This is a genomic window from Salinimicrobium sediminis (assembly GCF_900215295.1).
Taxonomy (GTDB): Bacteria; Bacteroidota; Bacteroidia; order Flavobacteriales; family Flavobacteriaceae; genus Salinimicrobium; species Salinimicrobium sediminis.
On sequence record NZ_OCMF01000001.1, the window covers coordinates 355,647 to 376,421 of the forward strand.

16 protein-coding genes are annotated in these 20,775 nt (G+C 43.8%); 5 read left to right on the forward strand and 11 right to left on the reverse strand.

Annotated elements, in window-relative coordinates; translation table 11 throughout:
• Window positions 1–6: 6 nt before the first annotated feature.
• The 3 genes from CRO16_RS01580 to CRO16_RS01590 all read right to left on the reverse strand — a co-directional run bounded on the left by CRO16_RS01580 (window position 7) and on the right by CRO16_RS01590 (window position 5,170).
• Window positions 7–1,734, reverse strand: coding sequence for a tetratricopeptide repeat protein (locus CRO16_RS01580; RefSeq protein WP_097054597.1), 1,728 nt, complete (start codon window positions 1,732–1,734; stop codon window positions 7–9).
• A 143-nt stretch (window positions 1,735–1,877) separates the two neighbouring features.
• A complete protein-coding gene (locus CRO16_RS01585) occupies window positions 1,878–4,325 on the reverse strand; it encodes a zinc-dependent metalloprotease (protein ID WP_097054598.1) in 2,448 nt (815 codons plus the stop codon).
• A 308-nt stretch (window positions 4,326–4,633) separates the two neighbouring features.
• Window positions 4,634–5,170: a hypothetical protein gene (locus tag CRO16_RS01590; RefSeq protein ID WP_097054599.1), complete on the reverse strand. Its 537-nt coding sequence runs from the start codon at window positions 5,168–5,170 to the stop codon at window positions 4,634–4,636.
• 205 nt (window positions 5,171–5,375) lie between these two features.
• Here CRO16_RS01590 and CRO16_RS01595 point away from each other — a divergent pair, with 205 nt between their 5' ends.
• Window positions 5,376–6,314, forward strand: a complete 939-nt coding sequence (locus CRO16_RS01595; protein ID WP_097054600.1) for a pyridoxal-phosphate dependent enzyme — start codon at window positions 5,376–5,378, stop codon at window positions 6,312–6,314.
• A 160-nt stretch (window positions 6,315–6,474) separates the two neighbouring features.
• Here the strand turns inward: CRO16_RS01595 and CRO16_RS01600 are convergent, their stop codons facing one another.
• From CRO16_RS01600 to CRO16_RS01630, 7 genes are all read right to left on the reverse strand, one after another.
• Entirely contained in the window at window positions 6,475–7,182 is a 708-nt protein-coding gene (locus CRO16_RS01600) for a hypothetical protein (RefSeq protein WP_097054601.1), read from the reverse strand.
• 116 nt (window positions 7,183–7,298) lie between these two features.
• Entirely contained in the window at window positions 7,299–8,099 is an 801-nt protein-coding gene (locus tag CRO16_RS01605) for a CPBP family intramembrane glutamic endopeptidase (RefSeq protein ID WP_097054602.1), read from the reverse strand.
• A 5-nt stretch (window positions 8,100–8,104) separates the two neighbouring features.
• The gene (locus tag CRO16_RS01610) at window positions 8,105–8,785 is read right to left on the reverse strand and encodes a hypothetical protein (protein WP_097054603.1); all 681 of its coding nucleotides are present in this window, start codon (window positions 8,783–8,785) and stop codon (window positions 8,105–8,107) included.
• A 315-nt stretch (window positions 8,786–9,100) separates the two neighbouring features.
• Window positions 9,101–10,654, reverse strand: a complete 1,554-nt coding sequence (locus CRO16_RS01615) for a glycosyltransferase family 39 protein (RefSeq protein ID WP_097054604.1) — start codon at window positions 10,652–10,654, stop codon at window positions 9,101–9,103.
• Window positions 10,655–10,784: 130 nt separating this feature from the next.
• Window positions 10,785–11,741, reverse strand: coding sequence for a hypothetical protein (locus tag CRO16_RS01620; protein WP_097054605.1), 957 nt, complete (start codon window positions 11,739–11,741; stop codon window positions 10,785–10,787).
• Window positions 11,742–12,037: 296 nt separating this feature from the next.
• On the reverse strand, window positions 12,038–12,409 hold the full coding sequence (locus CRO16_RS01625) for a VOC family protein (RefSeq protein WP_097054606.1): 372 nt from the start codon (window positions 12,407–12,409) through the stop codon (window positions 12,038–12,040).
• Between the two features lie 309 nt (window positions 12,410–12,718).
• Window positions 12,719–13,285 (reverse strand): hypothetical protein, encoded by a 567-nt coding sequence (locus CRO16_RS01630; protein WP_143544389.1) that lies wholly within the window; start codon window positions 13,283–13,285, stop codon window positions 12,719–12,721.
• A 266-nt stretch (window positions 13,286–13,551) separates the two neighbouring features.
• On the opposite strand from CRO16_RS01630, the gene CRO16_RS01635 reads away from it, so the two are divergent.
• The 4 genes from CRO16_RS01635 (at window position 13,552) to CRO16_RS01650 (ending at window position 19,593) form a co-directional block, all read left to right on the forward strand.
• A complete protein-coding gene (locus CRO16_RS01635) occupies window positions 13,552–16,833 on the forward strand; it encodes an amidohydrolase family protein (RefSeq protein ID WP_097054608.1) in 3,282 nt (1,093 codons plus the stop codon).
• Window positions 16,834–17,342: 509 nt separating this feature from the next.
• Window positions 17,343–17,711, forward strand: a complete 369-nt coding sequence (locus tag CRO16_RS01640) for a DUF6122 family protein (RefSeq protein ID WP_097054609.1) — start codon at window positions 17,343–17,345, stop codon at window positions 17,709–17,711.
• Window positions 17,712–17,958: 247 nt separating this feature from the next.
• Complete coding sequence (locus CRO16_RS01645) at window positions 17,959–18,576, forward strand: deoxynucleoside kinase (protein WP_097054610.1); 618 nt, start codon at window positions 17,959–17,961, stop codon at window positions 18,574–18,576.
• Between the two features lie 318 nt (window positions 18,577–18,894).
• Window positions 18,895–19,593, forward strand: a complete 699-nt coding sequence (locus tag CRO16_RS01650; protein WP_097054611.1) for a protein-L-isoaspartate(D-aspartate) O-methyltransferase — start codon at window positions 18,895–18,897, stop codon at window positions 19,591–19,593.
• A gap of 139 nt (window positions 19,594–19,732) precedes the next feature.
• On the opposite strand, the gene CRO16_RS01655 is transcribed toward CRO16_RS01650, so the two are convergent.
• Window positions 19,733–20,767 (reverse strand): App1 family protein, encoded by a 1,035-nt coding sequence (locus CRO16_RS01655; protein ID WP_097054612.1) that lies wholly within the window; start codon window positions 20,765–20,767, stop codon window positions 19,733–19,735.
• Between the last annotated feature and the right edge of the window lie 8 nt (window positions 20,768–20,775).

Below are 20,775 nucleotides of genomic sequence, written 5' to 3' on the forward strand. Positions count from 1 at the left end.
ATGCTTTTATTTTATCCTGGAAGTTTTAATTTTCACATCTGCAGTGGCCCAGGATCTTTGGATATCTCCCTCCAGTTGTTCCACCATCTCGCGGTCGTTCATGTGTTCATAAGCGAGCTTAAGTCCATGCTGAGCCCAGCCGTTTTTAGGCAGCACCTCAAGATCCTTTTCCAGGGTCCTGATAGCATCTGAATATTTCCCCGCTTCGATCTGCACAGCACCTAGAGTGTGTCGAACAGAGAAGAACCAATCCGGCGGCTCCTGAAAGTTCAGATGATCTTCCAGACGAACAGCTTCGGAAAGCAAACTGATGCTCTGGTCATATTTTCCTTCTGAAGCGAGGATCTCTCCTTTCAATACTTTTCGTGCGATATCCACTATGTCCCCCATAGAATTGATCCCCCAGATGCTCATCTCCTGCAGGCGTTCATCCTTTGCCAGTTTTTCCAGTTCCTGAAGTTCGGCTTTGGCCTTTGGTAAATTCTTTTTTCCGAGGTAAGCCATTCCGCGGGCATAACGGGAAATTGCCCGGGGATAAAGCAGGGTGTCCTGCAAATCCCTTTCCAGGATCTTATCCCATTCACCGAATTTCACCTCCACAAAATAAGGGATCATATAAAAATGCTGCAGGGTGGTCCATCCCTGCTCCTTCATCACCTCGGGGTGGATCTTTTCGGCGAGTTTGTAGGCCCCTGTAAAGGCACGTTCTTTATTGCCTTCCAGAGTAGCCGTAGCCGCAAGGAAATGATAGTTGTGCGGATAATACGCCAACGGATATACCCCCTGGGCATGACAGGTGGTCACATAAGCGCTATCTACCTCCACCGCTTTTAGATTTGCAAGGCTGCCTTTGTGGTAATCTCCTGTTTGAATATAAGTGTGCGATGGCATGTGAATAAGGTGACCTGCTCCCGGCACCAGACCTGCATCAAATTTTTCAGCACTGCCAAGAGCACGTTCAGGGGAATTAGAAGCTTCGGTGGCGTGAATGTAAAAATGATGAGCTCCGGGATGATCGGGATAATCCTTCATTACCTTTTCTAAAAGGGCAATTACTGTTGGGGTCCATTCTTTAGGCTCTCCGTTCTTATCGTATAGATCCCAGGGGTACAGATCCATTACCGATTCGGCATAAAGTGCGGCGATCTCCGGATCTTCCCTGTATTTCTCAAACAGCTCCTTCATGGCTGCAGAATATTCGACATCCAGGCTCCGCCTGTCCTCCACCGGTTCTTCCACATACCTTTTTAAAAGGGCATTAATAAGGTCCTTCTCCTTTTGAGTCGCGTTGCCCGCAAGTTCTTTAGCTTTCTGAATTGCTTCATATGCTCTCTTATAATTATCGGGTTCCATCCCGGCATTGTAGTTAGGCCCCAGCACATAGGCGAAGCCCCAGTAGCACATTGCGCACTCAGGATCAAGTTTGCTGGCGTAGTAGAAAGACCTGGCCGCCTCGGCATGATTGAAGCCGTAGGACAATACCAGCCCCTGGTCGAAATATTGCTGAACTTTGGGATTATCTGTAGAAATAGGATAATGTAAAACGTCAAGGCCATCTAAGAGTGGGGCAACGTTATCTTTTTGGTACCACTCGATATCGACAGTTTTAGGGGCACAGCCGTAAGATGAACTCACCTTTTCACCCACCAGTATCTCCTCTTCAGCCGTTTGCCTGTTCTTACATGAGAAGAGGACAAGCGACAGGATCATCAAAATTATACTTCCCTTTTTCATAGCACATAAAATTCATCCTAATAAAAATAATCTAATTATTTGATAATCAGTAGTTAATAAATAAATTTATTCAGTAGGCATAAACAAAAAGCCCCACTCTACAGCAGGGCTTTTGTAAAATATCAGGTGAGCCTGATAAAAAATTATGCATCTACATCAAGGGCAGCATCAATTCTTGCCAGCAGGTCTTTCCAGTGATAAACAGTTAATTTATCATTAGATCTGGAGCTTCCGGCCCTCAGGTCTCTCCTTAGCTGTTCCAGTTCTCCACGCATTAGCGCTATAATATCGGTAGAAGTGACCTCTCCCGGTTCTTCTTTCTCCAGATTTTGTATATACTCTGCAGCAGTATCTACGTAAGAACGCTGAATGTTCCTGCGGTAAGCATCTGCTTTAGTTCCCTTGTATAGTTCACTAAAAATGCCTTTTCTAAGGTCATCCATCATTTCTACCGGAGAATAAGCTTCTTTACCGTTGATCTGTTCATTGGTGAACATACGTTCCAGGCGTTCTTTATCCAGCAGGTTGTCCAGAGATCTTCCCTGCAGCCCCTGAATGTTCTCTATACTACCCGAAGCCTGTATCCTTCCCAGTAACTCTTCATTCAGTAACCAGTGCGGTGTGGTAAAAGCATGTTCATTTAAAAAAGCAATTGCAGCCTCTTGTTTTTCACGGGGCACATGGGTGTAAACCGTTCCCTCCTGGTCGGCTGTTTTTCGGGTTTCGTAGATTCCGCCCACATTGCTTATCACATGGCTAATGTAGCCTCTCCACATGCCGCCCAATTCACGGTAAACTTCCTCCAGGTCATCATAGTCCTGGTTATCTTTTGAGGTCCACTTTACTAAATTGGGTACAACCTTTTTGAGGTTTGCAAGGCCATATTCGCTGGCTTTGATCTGGTCATCCCCAAGGCTTTCCCTTTGAGACTGCGGATCTATGCCACGATAACCACTTCCAAATTCGTAAACAGGATCTCCTGCCTTTTCCAGGATCCAGTTGCTCAGGATCTGTTTTTCTTCCTGTGCAGATTTTCCCGGGATATACCTGTAACCCCAGTTGATGGCATAAAGATCATAAGGTCCCATCATCCTGATATATCTCACTCCTTCATCTCCCGGCTGCGCCACATAATTCACCCGGGCATAATCCATAATGGAAGGGGTAAGCCCATATTTTTGGGTGAATCCAGGATCCCGTAAAGAATCTGTAGGATAAGCCGAACTCGCTTTCATGTTGTGCGGTAAACCAAGGGCATGGCCTACTTCGTGGGCGATCACCATACGCATCATCTCGCCTATCTCTTCTTCGGGTGTTTCCAGGGAACGGGCTGCAGGATTTTGTGCCCCTGCTTCTATCATAAACCTGTTACGGTATGAACGCAGGTGGTTATGATACCAAATAATGTCACTTTCTATGATCTCTCCGGTACGGGGATCGGTCACCGAAGGTCCCATTGCATTCCGGGTAGTGCTTGCCACATATCGCACTACAGAATAACGCACGTCTTCGGGACTGAATTCAGGATCTTCTTCTTTAGTAGGTGGATCTTTGGCAATTACTGCATTTTTGAAACCTGCAGCTTCAAAAGCTACATTCCAGTCTTCTATTCCCTGCTTGAAGTAAGGCCTCCATTTTTCAGGCGTTGCAGGGTCCAGATACCAAACAATGGGTTTTACCGGTTCAACAAGTTCGCCCCTTTTATATGCTTCCATATCTTTAGGTACAAGTCTCCATCGGTTGATGATCTCGTAATCATCGGCTTTAAGCGCCTGGGAATTGTAATCATATTTGCGGGTAGTAAACCAACCTACGCGATGATCGGCCAGGCGGGGCTGCATCTTATCTTCCGGAAGCAGGATCATAGACTGGTTCATCAACATTGAAATGGTCCCGGCCTGTTCTCTTGCGGGTGGTTCTTCCGCCTCATAGGTCATCACATGCTTCACCTCAACATTCTTTGGATATGCATGAGCCGACTGGATGTAAGATCTTGATTTATCCAGCTTTTTAACTTTGTACTGTTTCCGAAGCTCGGGAGAAACACCGTTTATAGCGGCAACTTCCTCTGTGAAAAGGTCACTCACTTCAATTACTGCGGAAGTTTTGTTGTCATTATAAGCCGAAATTTTAGCGCTGAAGAGGATTGGAAAGAAATTGTTCGCCTGCACCGATTGATAAATTGGAGATCCTTCCTCGCTCTCATTCTCAAAACTGATCACCTTCATATCAATATGATCTCCCCGCTTTGACCAGCGCACTACCTGTTCGTTTACTTTGGAGCCGGCGTTAACGTACCCACCACCAAAGCCTGCAGGAACTCCTGCAATACGGCTCACCAGCAGCATATCTTTTTCAAGCAGCTCCAGCGGAACCTCGAAATAGAGTTTATCTCCAACAAAATGTGAGGTAAAAAGACCTTGATCGCTTTTGGCTTCCGAAGTGATCACCTCGTTATAGGGTTTAATATCGGATTTCATTTGTCCTGGTTTTTTTGCGACATCTTTTGGGGAGTCGGTGACGATTTGCTGCGTCTGGCAACTTACACCTACCGCGAGCAACAGCCCGTACATCGGTAATTTTTTTATCATGGGTCAATGGGATTTAAGTTTCCCAAGATAAAAAATGAAATTAGAAGTACGAAATGGAAGTTAGAAGTACGACGTTAGAAGTACGAAGTTAGAGGTACGAAGTTAGAAGTACGAAGTTAGAAGTATGAAGAATTAATCCCCGCAAAGGCCGAAAAGGTGTCGTAGAATAAATTCGAATCCTCATATCTTCGAATTATATTTGGAATTTAGTGCTCGTAATTTGGGATTCAATTTCTTTGTTTCCCCCAGATTTCAGCTCCCCGAAGAGCTAATGTTAAATGACCATTGCTAATTGATAAGTGTTTAGTTCATTGCCCGAGCCTGTAGAAAATTTTGAGTCCGGCAGAGGGTAAGATAAATCCGGAGCCAATAAGGTCGAGATCGCCTGTTACGGCATCTGTCCTCTCCTTTTTTGCCGTGTTCCTGTCCACAAGCATTAACATTAGCCCGGCCTCGAGGGCTACACCAAACTGCGGAGTAACATTGAATTCTCTCCCCAGTCTCGGAACAAACAGCAGGTTCATCCGTTTTTCCCACTCCCCTTCACTGTGCATATAAGTAATTCCGGCTTTTCCGTACCAGGGTGGCAAATCGGTTTGTTGAGATCTTCCCGCGAAATGGTAGTAGAAGTCAGCCGAAGCATTAAAATTCTCATTCTTGTAACCCGGACTGGTTCCAATGCTTAATCCATATTGATATTGATCCAGCTGTATTCTAAAGCCCACATTTACCATCTCGGGAGTTCCCGCTCCTCCTGTGAGATTAAATTCTCCCTGCGCTAGAGTTATATTGGCAGAAAATAAAAAGAGCAGGCCAAATACGAAAGGAATAAAACTGTTCTTCATATCATAATTATTATGCAGGCAAAGGGCCCTTACTATTTTTTCCCGAGGGCAGTCGGAGTTGCCTTTTAATTTTTGATAGCAAAAGTTAAAGCAATGTAGATTAAATAATTGAAATATAGTTTTTGGGTACTAATTTCCGCAGCTGTTTTGCGATTAATCTACAGGTTGTTTTTATCTTGTTATTGCTTAAATAACCTAAAATTTAATGATTAACAAACAAGAACTTTCTGCTGTTCACGAGCGTATAAGGCCGTTTATCCACAAAACTCCTGTGATCACTTCAAAACTCCTTGATGAAATATCGGGAGCTGGTTTGTTCTTTAAATGCGAAAACTTCCAGCGAATGGGAGCTTTTAAAATGCGGGGAGCGACTAATGCAATTTTAAATCTTTCCCGGAAGCAACAGGAAAAAGGCGTGGTAACGCATTCCTCCGGAAATTTCGCCCAGGCCATATCCCTGTCGGCCAGGAGTATTGGGATTCCTGCCTACATTGTGATGCCGTCGACAGCACCGCAAGTGAAGAAAGAAGCGGTAAAAGGTTATGGGGGAAGGATCACCGAATGCCTTCCCACCCTTGATGCAAGAGAGAAGGCAGCCGAAAAGATCATAGATGAGACCGGAGCCACTTTTATACATCCGTCTAACGACCTGGATGTGATCTATGGGCAGGGCACCGCAGCTATGGAGTTGTTGGAAGATTATCCGGATCTCGAGCTGATAGTAACGCCGGTTGGCGGTGGCGGACTCATTGCCGGAACAGCACTTGCCGTACATTACTTCGGAAAGAATTGTAAAACCATTGGCGCCGAACCTTTTGAAGCAGATGATGCCTTTCGCTCCCTGCAGAGCGGAAAGATCGAAGAAAATGAATCGGCAAACACTATTGCCGATGGCCTGAAAACCCAACTTGGCGATAAAAATTTCCCGATCATACAGGAGCTGGTCTCTGAAATAATCAGGGTGGAGGAAGAAGAGATCATCTCTGCCTTAAAGCTAATTTGGGAACGCATGAAGATCGTAGTTGAACCTTCGAGTGCCACGGCACTTGCCGCAGTGCTGAGAGAGAAAGAAAAATTCGAAGGTAAAAAAGTGGGAATCATCATTTCTGGTGGAAATGTAGATCTGAAAAATCTTCCGTTTTAAAAATTCGATTCAGAACAAATCCTGCTCATCGTTAGCCGGTTATAGCTATTGCAAAGGTAACCGGAGTGATGATCTTGCGGAACCTATCCCCTGGTGCAAAAATGTAACCGGAAAAAATCAATTGGTAAAAAATTGAGTTTTCAGACTGGGAGACTCCGGTTCAAGGAACCCGGTTATGTTCCCGATACACTTTCTCTCCAATCTTGCCTTCATCTCCCAATGCCCTACCTTTGATCAACCATGCGGTTCCAAAGAAGAAAAGGATAAGAGCTTCCAGTATCAATGTTGAATAGTTGAAAAGATAATACACTTCAGAAACAGGGATTAAAACCATCAGCACAATAATAGCGCTGCCGCAAAAAATATAGATATGGTTTTCGTTGAAGGTGCTCACGGGTATATCTTCAGCTTTGTTCTGCCCTATGGTAAAAACATTAATGGAGATCAATGCGAACGCAAGGAAAAGTAAGGCAGCAAAAATGTAATGCAACCAACCTAACCACGAAAACTGATAAGGGAAGAGGGTAAAAATATTTTGTAGGTCGGTTTCAGGTGCAACGGGCACAAGAGACACTCCCACGGCCATGATGCCTGCAATATTGGTAAGCAGCTGGTCATTCTTCAAAAGTGATGCATTCCAGTGCCCTTTATAAGAGATCATGAACAAACCAACCGCAGCAAGAGTACCGGTGAAAATGTCGCGAAGATTGGTGTAATAATAATCGCTGATTGACGGCTGCACTTCCGTCTTAAAAAAGGGAATAAAAGAGAGTCCTACCAGGAGAATAGGAAGCGCAAAACCCAGGTATCCAATTACCCGTCTGATCCTGCGGTAAGTGAAAACATCGTTCTTGCTCCGGGTTTTCAAATTAGAAAAAAGATTAGGTGCTCCCTAAGATAAACTTTCTCAGGGATAAAAAACAAAATTCGGGCTGTAGGTGATCTTGACATCCATTCTAAAAATGAAATTTTCAAGAAGTATTCCTAATCAAAATTGCTGCTGACGTTTTTAATCTTACTCATAGCGAAATAGGTAATAACTATTCCCAAGAGGAACATCATCCAAAAAATATAATTGTATTTGAGTCCAAAAATCCAGTTGTAAAATGGTTCTCCCAGATACTGAAGTGAAAACCATAAAATATTAGCAAGACTATGCAGGAAAATTGTGTAAAAAATATTTCCGGTTCTTTTATAAATGATACAGGCGATCATTCCAAGAAGGAAGGCGGGCAGTAAATTGCGCAAGCTGGATATATGCAAAAGTGAGAAACAAAGGCTGGAAATAAGCATAGCTGTCGTCACTGAATATCTTTTCAGCAACTCTCCAAAAAGGTATTTTCTAAAGAACAATTCTTCGAGTACCGGTGCTAAAAGAATGGCAAAGATGCCCTCGTAGAATATAAACCTGTCTGCCTCAGGAAAGTGGTATGGTTCGGCTTTTTCCAAAAGGTAAAAATTCCAGATCTTTTCCAAATCGAAAAGAGGCCGCTCAATTAATTCCAATCCTATAGCGATAAACAGTACATAAACGAGAAATTCATGCTTTAAAGCGCTTATTTTTTCAGGTGCAGCGCGTAGACTCAACTTAAATCCTGAAATTTTAAACATTATGGCGTAGGCAGTGAGGGGGGCAAGCCAGGTAATTAACCCGAATAGATGTTTAAAACCCTCTTCAGTAAGATCATTTTCAAACAGATCCAGGAGATATAGTGCTGCAATTGCGCTGGTCAACATGGTAGCCACAAGACCAACAAAATATATTCCTGCTTTCGTGATTGTCATTTCTGCTATGCTCCTACCGGAAAGTATTCTGTGACTTTTAATGCTTCGGAAGCAAGATCCACATAAAAATAGTGCAACTTTTCTTCTGCATCGGGTTGGCCATTGTCATTCGTATCCTGAAGGCTTCTAAAATAGAGACGCTTCATTGCCGGTACCACCCGGAACCCGAGCACCACCTGATTTAAAGGGCTGATCTTTTTAAAATTTCCGCCATTAATCGTGCTGATATAAAGCGCTTCCCGGTCTTCGGAAGTTAATTTTTCATCGCTATTGGTGTCTGTGTCCACAACATTGTAGAGGAGCAACTGTTTTCCTGTATTATCAAAGATCTCGCGCAGAAAATGAACAGACCGTATTCTTATATTTTGAGCTGTGAGCGCAGTAAATGCTTCGGAATTAAGCTCCTGAAACCTCAGATTGGAAAAGTTCCCATAGAAACTGTCTCCGCTAACCGGGCTTCCAGAATTATGACTGTCTGATCCATAGTATTCTTCCCTTACCTCAATTTTCCCCACCGGGTGAATTAGGTAACTGGTACTGTCAATATGCACCGGAAGAGTGGCAACGGCAAGAAATTTGCCTTTCTCCTCCCCCGGCTCTTCAGGATTGAGCGGGCGTTTGATTTGGTCTCCAATACAACCAAGGCACAACAGGCATAAAGGCAGAAGGCATAAAAAATTTCTCATTTTTGGAAGGTTTAGAAATGGGGGTAAAATAATAAGATCCTTGAGTTAATAAATTAAATTACGGCCGGTCGCGGAGGTAGGGATGCAGACTTTAACCCGATTCGCTGATCAATTTAGTTATTTTATTTAAAAACCAGGATAATATGTGCCGGTGCCGCTGTTTAAGGGTGAATTGAAATCTGCTTTATAAGGTCTCCCCGGAAGATCTCGGGGTTAAAGCGGTTTCAAAAACCTGGTTATAAGGAGGTATTTTTTATCGGATATCAGATAAGGCTTCAAAAATGCCATTTTGAAGCAGCATTACTAAAGAAAATATTACAGGTTTTTTTCTTTAGCAATTTCCTCTTTAATTTTTTGATTCATATCGAACTTAGCACCTTCCAGAAAATATATCCGGGTTTTGTGTTCCCGTGCATAGGGATGGGTTATAGAATCGGCAAGTATTACTTTTTCAAAGAAAGCTGCCTCGGGTAAATCATCCTCTCCCTCCTCATAATCTCTGATCCTGATTAGATTGAAGTAAGGACGATCTAAATTGAACCAGTTAATATAATCTGCACTAAAAGAAACGGCCTTTATCCCTTCGTCAGTATAAAAATTGATGGCTCCGGCCTGCCCGTAATTGTCTGCAAAGACAAGAGTTTGTTCTTTTTCGGGTATATTCCTATAAACGGAATCGACTTTTCGGGCCAGTTCTTTCCAGCCTAACATATCGGCAAAATCCTGGGGAATTTCATGATCTTTTCCATCCTCCCATCGAAGCATGCCCAGCTCTTTGTATTTTTCAGAATTTGCGATGATTTCTTCAGGAGCTTTATTCGGAAATACTACCCCAAACATGGGGATGAATACTACAACAGGAATGCCTATTACTACCGGTCTGAGATATCTTTTCCAGCCTCCCTTCAGAATTTTCTCAAGATAAACCGCACCAAATGCAATGTAAACCGGATACAGACCTATGGCGTAATAAGGTTTTGCCTGGAAATATAAAAAGACCGCCAGAGTTAGAAAAAATGCCCATAAGAACGATCGGAATTTCTTAAAGGGTTCATATTTGATCAATGCATATAAACCTGCAATGTTTGTGAGGAGAGAACCAAGAAAGAACAGGATCTGGGTGACTAAAAAGTCTTTCCTGCTTACGTTGACTAATTGCATCTCGGCCAGATTTCGCATGTGATCCACAACCGGAAAATCATTGTTATACTGCCACAGGAGATTGGGTAATATCAGAACCAACGCGAGCAAAAGAGACAGGTAAAGTTTTTTCTTTCTGAAGATCTTTCTTTGCCCTGTCAGCAGAACAGCGGGTAAAAAGCCCAGCACCAAAAAAACTATATTATACTTGTTTAAAAAACCCAGAGCAAAAATAAAAGCTCCCCAAAAAAGCCATTTTGGCTGTTCAGAATTAAAATATTTAATAATGATAAAGTAAAGCGTAGTCCAGCAGAGAATATCAAAAGAATTAGGCTGGTAGAGCGTGTTCAGCCTTAGGATCGCAGAGAGGAGCACACCTGTCGCACCCAAAACCAGGGCGAAAAGATTTCCTTTCAATTCCCGTATGGCTTCCCATACTACCACCATGGTCAATGCGCCAAACAAAGCAGGAAAGAACTTTACCCAAAAAACGGAATTCCCCAGGAGAAAGATGATCCTGGAGATCCAGGCAGTAAATGGCGGAACTGAAGCATAGCCTCCGGCGAGATGATGGCCCAAATCCAGGTGAAGAAACTCATCCCGGTGCAACTCATAAACGGGATGTATAAGCTGATACTGGAGAAAAAATTTCAGCATTACAAACCCAATAAGAATCAGAAGATTCCCGGGTGCGAACTGTGTTTTTGGAGCCGGTGCAGTTTCTCCCATAGATAAGGGATTAGGATCTTAAAGATAGAATTCTTTCTAAAATTCGTATCTCACCCGTTTAAAATTCTTCCGAAATAAACCCTTCTCACCAAAAGCTATTTTTCAATCTCAAATAGTTTAGGTGAAAGTCCTAAAAACTACAATCGGTCACCACTACCGTATTTTCATCTCTTAGCGTAGCGATCTGCTCGAACTCCTCCGAAATATCATCAATACAGATATATTCAACATGTGGCAGATATGAATTAGGAGCGCTTCCAATGTCCCGGACCAGAAGGGTGGTAAGTACAGAGGAATTTTTGAGGATCAGGTTATCAATGTGGTTTTCAGAAATGTTGAGCCATTCAAGTTTTGTCAAACAATGAAAATCAAAGGTCTCGGGCTCTCCTCCCTCCAGGTACCACATATCCAAAATTTGTAACGCCGGCACCTCACAGAAATCCACATATAAAAAACTGTTGAGGAAGCTCATTTTTTTCAACCTGTTCAACCCTTGCATCTTTACCTCAATAAAATTGTAAGGCTCCTTGTAATCTTCATCATCACCATACCAGGTAGGCCTATTGTGAGATAGATCCAATTCTACGAGATTAGTTAAACCCCTTAGATCAAATTTTTCAAAATAATTTGATGCGAGATGATTGACCTGGAGGAACTCCAGCTTTTTTAGTGCTGTAAAGTCATAGGTAAGCAATTTGGGATCTGGTTTATTAATATCGTATATTCCTCCTTTTCCTGTCACCGTGAGACTTGTAACATTAATAAAGTGTTCTATTCCCGAAAGATCCACATACCTTTCAATGGTTGTATAATCAAAATGAAGAAGTAATCCTTGAACTGCTTCTGCTTCACTTCTCTGGATCTCCCCGTCATTATTCAGGTCGATATCGCTGTCACCCTCCTGGTCTCCGTTGGTGTCGATAGAATTAGTATTTACCAGCAAATGTTTAAAATGCTCATCAGGAATTTCAATGATATCTTCGGCCACGGGAGGCTCCGGTTCTTTGTCGGCCGGACCTTCGGGTTCACATGAAGCAGCAAGAAAAAGTGCAGAAAATAACAACAGGGGTACAAAATACCTTTTCATGAATGATGGATTGATTAGTTCAGTAAAAATGCAATAGGACCGGCCGGTTGCGGAGGTAGGGATGCAGACTTTGACCAGATTCGCTGATCAAGTTAAATATTTTATTTGAAAATCAGGATAGTATGTACGGGTGCAGCGAAAAAAGGGAAATATTTATTTGCTTCTTAAGATTTCTGCGGAAGAGCTGAGTTCTATTAGAGGTGTCAAAAATGGCACTTTTGAAAGGTGATTTGGAATGGGAATGCAGTATTAGATCTTACTTCAGACTTAGGTATAGCTTTGCCATTGGCCATTTTTTATCGATGCTGATCCAGCAGGATCATATTCCCATCGGGGTCGGTGAGCATAAGACTGGCAGGACCCGAACTATTCTCATCAGCCTCAGATAGCAGATTCAGGTTTTTGTTTTTTAGCTGTTTCTGAATTTCCCTGATATCAGAAAACTCTTCCAGGTTTCGGGCATCTTCATCCCACCCGGGATTAAAAGTGAGAATATTACCTTCAAACATCCCGTTAAAAATTCCAATAAGGGCGTTCCCGTTTTTCAGGATGAAATAATTTTTATCGGCGCTTCCAGCAAAAACATGAAATCCCAGGTCTTCATAGAATTGCCTGGATTTTTCCAGGTCCTTTACACTAAGACTAACAGAGAATGCTCCCAATTTCATATGATCAGATTTAAGAGGTTTTAATAAAGGTAGTCAAAAATGCCATTTATGGAGTCCCTTTCTTTATCTGCATAAATAGACTATTAAAGATTTTTTCTCACTCCTTTTTAGCGGAATCAAGCCTTACCACCCACTCAATACCGAATTTATCTCTAAACATCGCAAAGAAGGAACCCCCGCTCCTGTCATCATTGGGCACTTCCACATTTCCCCCTTCAAATAAAAAACCGGCGAACAGTTTTTTGGCTTCTTCCAGAGTATCGGTAGTAACTGAAATTTTGGCGGTTTGCTCTACATCTTTAAAAGTTGTTATCTATAATACCCAACAGGGAAAGACAAGCCTATGGCAACCGCCCCCGTAACCTGCGCCGGACTGTTATGAAGAAACCCCGTGAGTTCCAGAGTCACATTGTGGTCGGGGCCTAATTCAAATCCAACGGAGACGGGAAAATGTAAAAAAATTCCGCTTTTTTCAAATTTCCTTTTGGCGGTGACAGTTTCAAAAGTACCCACGGTACTCCCTACTCCCAGTTCCAGGTAAGGAGCAACCCACTCAGTCGGGAGTGTCAACCTCGCTTTGCCGCCAAAGAGGAATGCGTTAACTGTTGCTTTATCTTCGGGTTTGATGGGGCCACCAAAGCTTTCATTCATTTCTGTGAAGATATATCCTGCATAAGGCCGAAGATCCACCCACTCATTGATGCCCAGCACATATTCCCCCTGTGCAAAATAGCCTGTGCCGTAGAAGCCCACCTCATCATAAGGCACGCTAAGGCCATAGCCTACAGAAACTTCAATCGCCTCGTCAGAAATAAATTGAGCCTGCACCCGGGTGAGGCCAAAAAGGGTAAATAAGATCAACAGCGTTTTTTTCATATTTCGAAAGTCGGTTTCTTTGCTTCCGCGTGTGGCAGGGAAGAAAAAGCGGGACATTCGGCTTCCGAAAATATGAAATATTCCTAATTTTTTTAAAAGATTTGGAGGATTGAAGACCAACTGCAGATAATTCCGTTGAAACCCAGAAATGATTTTCCGCGCTATTTTAAAACCCGGGAATCAATTATTGCAAACCTTCCGCAGGAATATTTAATCTCCGAAAACTCCTTATATTTAGCGCTCTTAAAATTTTCAAAAATTTATCTATGATCCATAAATCGCTACTGGCATTGCTACTGCTAATGTCAACCTCCTTAGTATTTGCGCAGGAAGAAGAAAAGAAAGATGACAAAAAATGGAATGTCAACGACCCCTATACCGACGACTGGAATATCAAGGAAGTTCCCCTCAATACCGATGAAGGTACCTGGATGAACCTGGACGTAAGCCCCGATGGAAAGCAGATCGTTTTTGACCTTTTAGGGGATCTGTACATCATGCCGATAAGTGGTGGAAAGGCTACCGCGCTTACCAGCGGGATGGCTTATGACGTACAGCCACGGTTTAGCCCAGATGGAAAAAGCATCTCCTATACCAGCGATGCAGGTGGCGGGGATAACATCTGGATCATGGATGCAAACGGCAAGAACGCAAAACAACTTACCCATGAAAACTTCAGGCTGCTCAACAACGCCGAGTGGATGCCTGACGGGAACGCGATCGTGGCCCGTAAGCATTTTACCTCCGGCCGCTCCCTTGGTGCCGGGGAAATGTGGATGTACCATTTAGGCGCAGGAAAAGCAGGGATCCAGCTCGTGGAAAAGAAGAACGAGCAACAGGATATGAACGAACCCAGTATTTCCTCCGATGGCCGTTATCTTTATTACAGCCAGGATGAGTATCCCGGCGGATTTTTCCAATACAACAAAGATCCCAACAAGCAGATCTATGTGATCAATCGCTACGACTTTAAAACCGGAGAGATCGACCGAGTAACCGGCGGGCCCGGTGGTGCTGCAAGACCGCAGGTATCCCCTGACGGAAAAAAGCTGGCTTTTGTAAAGCGGGTGCGCACAAAATCTGTACTGTTCATCCACGACCTGGAAACGGGTGAGGAATGGCCGGTATACGACCAGTTGAGCAAAGATCAACAGGAGGCATGGGCGATCTTCGGGGTATATCCCGGTTTCAGCTGGATGCCGAACAACAAAGACATTGTGATGTGGGCAGAAGGAAAGATCAAAAAAGTGAACATTGACAACACCAATGTTTCAGAAATACCTTTCAACGTCGACACCACCATCAAAATAGCTGAAAGCCACCACACCGATCACCAGGTGCATACAGATGAATTTAATCCGAAAGTGATCCGTCATGCGGTGACATCCCCCGACGGAAAGACCTTGGTCTTTAATGCCGTGGGTTACCTGTGGAAGAAAAACCTTCCTAACGGAACTCCGCAGCGCATCACCGATGCTGAAGAATTTGAATTCGAACCCAGTTTCTCTCCCGACGGAAAGAGCATCGTATATGTGACCTGGAGCGATAACAATATGGGCGCAGTAAGATCTATTAGCCTTAACGGCAGAAATTCAAAAAAACTGACTGCCGAAAAAGGCATTTTCAGGAACCCATCTTTCTCCAGTGACGGCAGCATGATCGTCTTCAACAAGGAAGGCGGAAACTCTGACCTGGGAAGGACCTTCACCAAGAACCCCGGAATTTACCTGATGAAGGCTTCCGGAGAAAATATGAAAAAGATCCACGATGAAGGCGAGTTTGCCATGTTCAACACCAATGATGACCGTATCCTGTTCCAAACAGGCGGGTATTTATTCGGAAACCTTACCAAATCCCTGAAGAGTATCGACCTCAACGGAAAGGACGAGCGCACCCACATCGAATCCAAATACGGCGGACGCCTTGTTCCAAGTCCCGACAATAAATGGGTAGCCTTTAGCAACCTGCACAAAGCTTACGTTGCTCCGCTTGTTATGACCGGAAAAGCTGTGGAAATAGGGCCTGAAAGCAAAACCCTCCCGGTGAGTCAGCTGGCGAAAGATGCGGGGATCAACCTGCACTGGTCGAACGACAGCCAGAATGTACACTGGACATTGGGAGATGAATACTTTACCAATAAGATCACTCAGCGTTTCACCTTTTTAGAGAATTCTGTAGATTCCATTCCGCCCATTACTGAAGAGGGAACCAAGATCGGGCTGCAGGTGAAGACAGATGTTCCGAAGGGACAGATCGCTTTCACCAATGCGCGCATCATTACCATGGACGGCGATAAGGTGATCGAGAACGGAAGTATTGTGATCGAAGGTAACAAGATCGTGCAGATAGGAACAGCTGCTGAAGTGAATGTTCCGAAAAACGCGAAGGTTTACGACGTAGCCGGAAAAACCATCATGCCCGGAATGGTGGATGCACATGCTCACATTGGCGCCTTTAGATATGGATTGACTCCGCAGCAGCACTGGCCGGCATTTGCCAACCTTGCTTACGGAGTGACTACTGCACATGATCCTTCGGCTTTAAGTGAAACCGTTTTTGGAATGGCCGAATTGATCAAAAGCGGGGAAATGGTTGGTCCACGCCTCTACTCCACGGGGATCATCCTGTACGGGGCCGAAGGGGATTTTAAAGCAGAGATCAACAGCCTGGAAGATGCACGTTCGGCTTTGAGAAGGACCAAGGCTTTTGGGGCGACATCAGTGAAGAGTTACAATCAGCCGCGCCGTGAGCAACGCCAGCAGGTGATGCAGGCAGCAAAAGAACTCGATATGAACGTGGTGCCCGAAGGGGGAAGTACCTTTTTGCATAACATGAACATGATCGTGGACGGGCATACCGGGATTGAGCACAACATTCCCGTGGCGCCGGTTTATAAAGATGTGCTTACCCTTTGGGGCAACAGCAACACCGGCTACACTCCCACACTCATCGTCAACTACGGCGGAATTAACGGAGAGTATTATTTCTATGACAAGACCAATGTTTGGGAAAATGAAAAACTGCTGAATTTCACTCCGAGGTCAGTAATTGATTCCCGCTCAAGGCACCGCACGACTTTGCCTGAAGAAGAATATGAGCAGGGACCAATATTGGTTTCAGAAACTGCCAAACAACTTTCTGATGAAGGCGTAAAAGTGAATATGGGTGCCCATGGACAAATTCAGGGGCTTGGAGCACACTGGGAGCTTTGGTTGATACAGATGGGCGGCATGAGCAACATGGAAGCCCTAAAGACTGCTACCATCAACTCTGCAGAATACATAGGACTGGGCAGCGAGATAGGTTCCCTTGAAGAAGGAAAACTGGCCGATCTTATTGTGATGGAAGAGAATCCGCTGGAGGATATTAAGAATACCAATACCATCATTTATACCATGGTAAACGGAAGGCTCTATGACGCTGAAACCATGAACGAGATTGGAAACGAGCCAAAGGAAAGGTTACCATTTTACTGGGAGAACAACCGCTACAATCCTTCTTTGGGATGGCATGAGGAGAGCACGGGGCATGGGTGTATGGCTCATTAATGAGACCGCTGGCGCTGTTGGATCTTAGATCGCTGCGCTGTGAGATGTGAGACTTACTCTAGCGCGGGAGGAGGCTAGAAACTAGAGTCTAGACTAGAGCAGATTTAAAAAGCTGGAACCCTTTGGGTTTCGGCTTTTTCTTTTTTTCCGTTTTACCCCTGCCCTTAAGGGAGCCGGAAAAAGAGGTAAAATTTAAAAGCCCCGGAGGGGTGACCCATATTTGAGGGAGGGATCTTTCCTTGGGCTAAAGCCCGGGATTATCTTCATTATTGATCCCGCACCTGAAGGTGCGGGCAATTCATGACTGTTTAATAATTATTATGATAAATGAATTGCCTCCGGCTTTAGCCGGAGGATTAAAAATAGCAAGAACAAAAGGCTTTAGCCCAACCTATTCTAATTGCCGATCCTGCATAGAATAAAATGTAACTTTGCAGCCAATTCTGAATCCTGAATTTTGAATTTTGAATAGATCTGACCTTGAACTTTAGACATTAAACTTTGAACCATTGTTGCAAACAATTACACATTACTTCCTCCACTTCATCTTCATTGGTGCCATCGCTTACTGGTACGATAAAACCAACTGGAAGAAGTACTGGTTGATCCTGCTGGCTACTATGCTGGTTGATCTGGACCATTTACTCGTGACACCTATCTTTTCTCCCGGCCGGTGCAGCATCCGATTCCATTACCTGCATTCAGAATATGCGATCCCATTCTATTTCCTGGGAGCGATGTTTATAAAGCACAAGATCATTCGGCTGGTGATGATCGGGCTGGCATTTCACATGATCACCGACTTCATCGATTGTGTGTGGATGTATTCGAAATGTGAGGAATGTTCTGCAAAAGAGGCATTTGAAGGCTTATGGTAGAGTTTTAAAGGCCATTTGCTTTTAGCCTTTAGCCATTAGTCATTGCTCTTATGGTCTTCATATTAACAAAAACAGGTTCCGAGCTTTATCGCCTTTCCCCATTTAACCAATCTCCAATTAACCATTCCTAAATTAACCGTTTCCCAATCACTATTCCCTAATTTAACTTTTATTAAAAAATCAAAATCCATTATATTTACCAGCGGAGTTTTCACTGCTCCGTCACCAACAGCCAAAAATCTCTAACATGCACGTAGCCATTGCGGGAAACATAGGGGCGGGAAAAACGACCCTCACCAAATTACTAGCGAAACATTTTAACTGGGAAGCACAATACGAAGATGTACTGGAAAATCCGTACCTCGAGGACTTCTACAATAAAATGGAACGTTGGTCCTTTAACCTGCAGATCTATTTTTTGAACAGTAGGTTCCGTCAGATCCTCGATATTCGCGAGAGCGGAAAAGCTATTATTCAGGATAGAACTATTTACGAGGATGCGCACATCTTTGCTCCCAACCTGCATGCAATGGGCCTTATGACCAATCGGGATTATGAAAACTACAAATCCCTGTTTGACCTGATGGAAAGCGTAGTTAAAGGTCCCGATCTTTTGATCTACCTGCGCAGCAGCATTCCCAATCTGGTTTCCCAGATCCACAAACGTGGCCGGGATTATGAGAATTCCATTTCCATCGATTACTTAAGCCGACTCAACGAACGTTATGAAGCCTGGGTGCATAACTACAACAAAGGCAACCTGCTCATCATTGATGTGGATAACATCAACTTCGTGGACAATCCCGAAGATCTTGGAAATATCATTACAAGAGTGGATGGGGAATTGCATGGGCTTTTTAAGTAGGGAGTATTAAGTATTGAGTATTGAGTGTGAGTATTGAGTAGTGTGTATTGAGTATTGAGTATTGAGGAATTAAATTTTCATCAGGCACCTCCGGAATCTCCGTATTACCAATTTCCCGGGTGGATAGTGGGCCGTGGATAAAAAATTATTCCCTGGTCTTTTCATTAAACAGTTGAATCCGTCTAAACCATCAGGAGATTGCTTCGGTCGCCTGGCGGCTCCCTCGCAAAGACGATACACCACTCATTGTTTGCTATTTATTGGTCATTGTAAATTGCTTATTGCATTGATTTTCATTATCTTAAACAGAAAATACTCATGAAAGCCAGTATGTTTTTCTGGAGTTTTATTCTGCTCTTTTTTTGGTCCTCTTCCAGTCAGGATAGATTCCAGCAACAAAGGGAGAATCTTGTGAAAAATCAGTTGATTCCGAGAGGAATAAAGAATAAGGCGGTATTGGAAGCCATGCGAAGCGTGGAAAGGCATCTTATGGTCCCAAAGGACGTGCAGAAACATGCGTATGAAGACCGGCCCCTACCCATTGGCAGCGGACAAACCATTTCCCAACCCTTTATTGTTGCCTTTATGACCCAGGCCATTCAACCTGAACCCGGAATGAAGGTGCTGGAAATAGGAACCGGTTCCGGCTATCAGGCAGCCGTACTTGCAGAAATTGTTGATGAAGTGTACACTATTGAAACTGTTGAAGCACTCGGTAAAAAGGCTGAAAAAACCCTGACGGGAATGGGTTATAAGAATATTTTTTACAAGATTGGCGACGGTTACCACGGCTGGGAGGAACATGCGCCTTTTGATGCAATAATTGTGACTGCAGCTCCTGAGGAGATTCCGCCAAGGCTCATAGAACAACTCAAAACAGGAGGTAAAATGGTGATCCCCGTTGGCCCTTCTGCCAATCAACACCTTAAACTTATTGAAAAGAAAAAGAATGGAAAGATCACAAGCAAAGAGCTGCTGCCGGTAAGGTTTGTGCCGTTTACCAGGAGAGATAATTAGTGATCAGTGATCAGAGTTCAGTAACGGTAAATTCCAAAGCGGGGTTAGAAAACCTGCAACTTGGAACCTAAAATAGGCAAATTGTAGCAGTGAACTTAAAAACCGCAACAGGGAACTCATCACTCTGAACTCATAACTCCTAATTTATAAACCCAATTTCCCTCGCATGTTCTTCGGCTTGTTTAGAGGTTTCGACCATGATAACCGGAACGGTTTTAAAATTATCCACAATACTTCTTACCCGTCTCATTTGTCGTTTGTGTTTTACACTTCGCAGGTAAATGGCCAGGACACGGTCCGGGTATTGGGCAGCGATTTCTGTATAAATAGCGGGATCATGTTCGCCGCTGTCGCCAATGAGGATGAAATTAAGGTGCGGATAAGTCTTAAGGATGTTGATGATCTCCTTTTGCTTATGCTGCTTTTCGGGACGTAAGGTTTTATCAAACGGAGTCCTAAAATCACGCAGCAAGATTGGCCCTTTAGGAAAGTCATTAACCTCCAGGAACAGCTTGAGGTATTCGTAAAGATTCCATGGACTATTACTCAGGTAGATGATGGGATTTTGTTCATGCCCCTTTTTCCCGTCGTGCAGATCACGATAGAATTTTGGTGCTCCTTCCAAAGAGATCCTTTTATAGGCGTGCTTAAAAAGCGAATTTTTGATCACTCTCCATTTTAAAAACGAAGTTACTCCGGTATGTAAAATGGTATCGTCAATGTCACTTATTACTCCGTAGCTGGCTTTAACCGGCGGAATTAGCAATTCGGCATCGAATTCATTGTCATTATTGATGATGCTGTTCGGCACCTCATTTACAAAGTGGGTTTTCAGCTTTACCCAGCCCTCATCATCTGCAAATTCCTTCAGGTTGAGAGAGATCGTTTTATCAAAAAGGAAATAACCTTCAGCATTGGTTTTGGTAGTAAGCGTGACCTTATTTGGCAGCACAAGGGCGATCTCTGTATCTGCGATCTCGTAGCTGTCAAATTGTTTGTACGTATTGGCAAGGGTCCTGAAGAAGGATTGATCCTCATGCATCTTCAGTTTATCATCATCAATTGCACGCCCCAGCAGGTAAAGGTGACTGGCCGTACCATAACTGCGGTAGGTGGCCAGCTTGACCTCTGGTTTTGCGGTGAGATGGTTTTTTAGCCTGGAAAGGATACGCATGAAAAGGT

Coding starts and splice junctions, on each gene's coding strand:
- CRO16_RS01580 (WP_097054597.1), bottom strand. CDS start 1,734: ATGAAAAAGGGAAGTATAATTTTGATGATCCTGTCGCTTGTCCTCTTC.
- CRO16_RS01630 (WP_143544389.1), bottom strand. CDS start 13,285: ATGAAAAAAACGCTGTTGATCTTATTTACCCTTTTTGGCCTCACCCGG.
- CRO16_RS01595 (WP_097054600.1), top strand. CDS start 5,376: ATGATTAACAAACAAGAACTTTCTGCTGTTCACGAGCGTATAAGGCCG.
- CRO16_RS01585 (WP_097054598.1), bottom strand. CDS start 4,325: ATGATAAAAAAATTACCGATGTACGGGCTGTTGCTCGCGGTAGGTGTA.
- CRO16_RS01625 (WP_097054606.1), bottom strand. CDS start 12,409: ATGAAATTGGGAGCATTCTCTGTTAGTCTTAGTGTAAAGGACCTGGAA.
- CRO16_RS01615 (WP_097054604.1), bottom strand. CDS start 10,654: ATGGGAGAAACTGCACCGGCTCCAAAAACACAGTTCGCACCCGGGAAT.
- CRO16_RS01590 (WP_097054599.1), bottom strand. CDS start 5,170: ATGAAGAACAGTTTTATTCCTTTCGTATTTGGCCTGCTCTTTTTATTT.
- CRO16_RS01610 (WP_097054603.1), bottom strand. CDS start 8,785: ATGAGAAATTTTTTATGCCTTCTGCCTTTATGCCTGTTGTGCCTTGGT.
- CRO16_RS01620 (WP_097054605.1), bottom strand. CDS start 11,741: ATGAAAAGGTATTTTGTACCCCTGTTGTTATTTTCTGCACTTTTTCTT.
- CRO16_RS01605 (WP_097054602.1), bottom strand. CDS start 8,099: ATGACAATCACGAAAGCAGGAATATATTTTGTTGGTCTTGTGGCTACC.
- CRO16_RS01635 (WP_097054608.1), top strand. CDS start 13,552: ATGATCCATAAATCGCTACTGGCATTGCTACTGCTAATGTCAACCTCC.
- CRO16_RS01645 (WP_097054610.1), top strand. CDS start 17,959: ATGCACGTAGCCATTGCGGGAAACATAGGGGCGGGAAAAACGACCCTC.
- CRO16_RS01650 (WP_097054611.1), top strand. CDS start 18,895: ATGAAAGCCAGTATGTTTTTCTGGAGTTTTATTCTGCTCTTTTTTTGG.
- CRO16_RS01655 (WP_097054612.1), bottom strand. CDS start 20,767: ATGCGTATCCTTTCCAGGCTAAAAAACCATCTCACCGCAAAACCAGAG.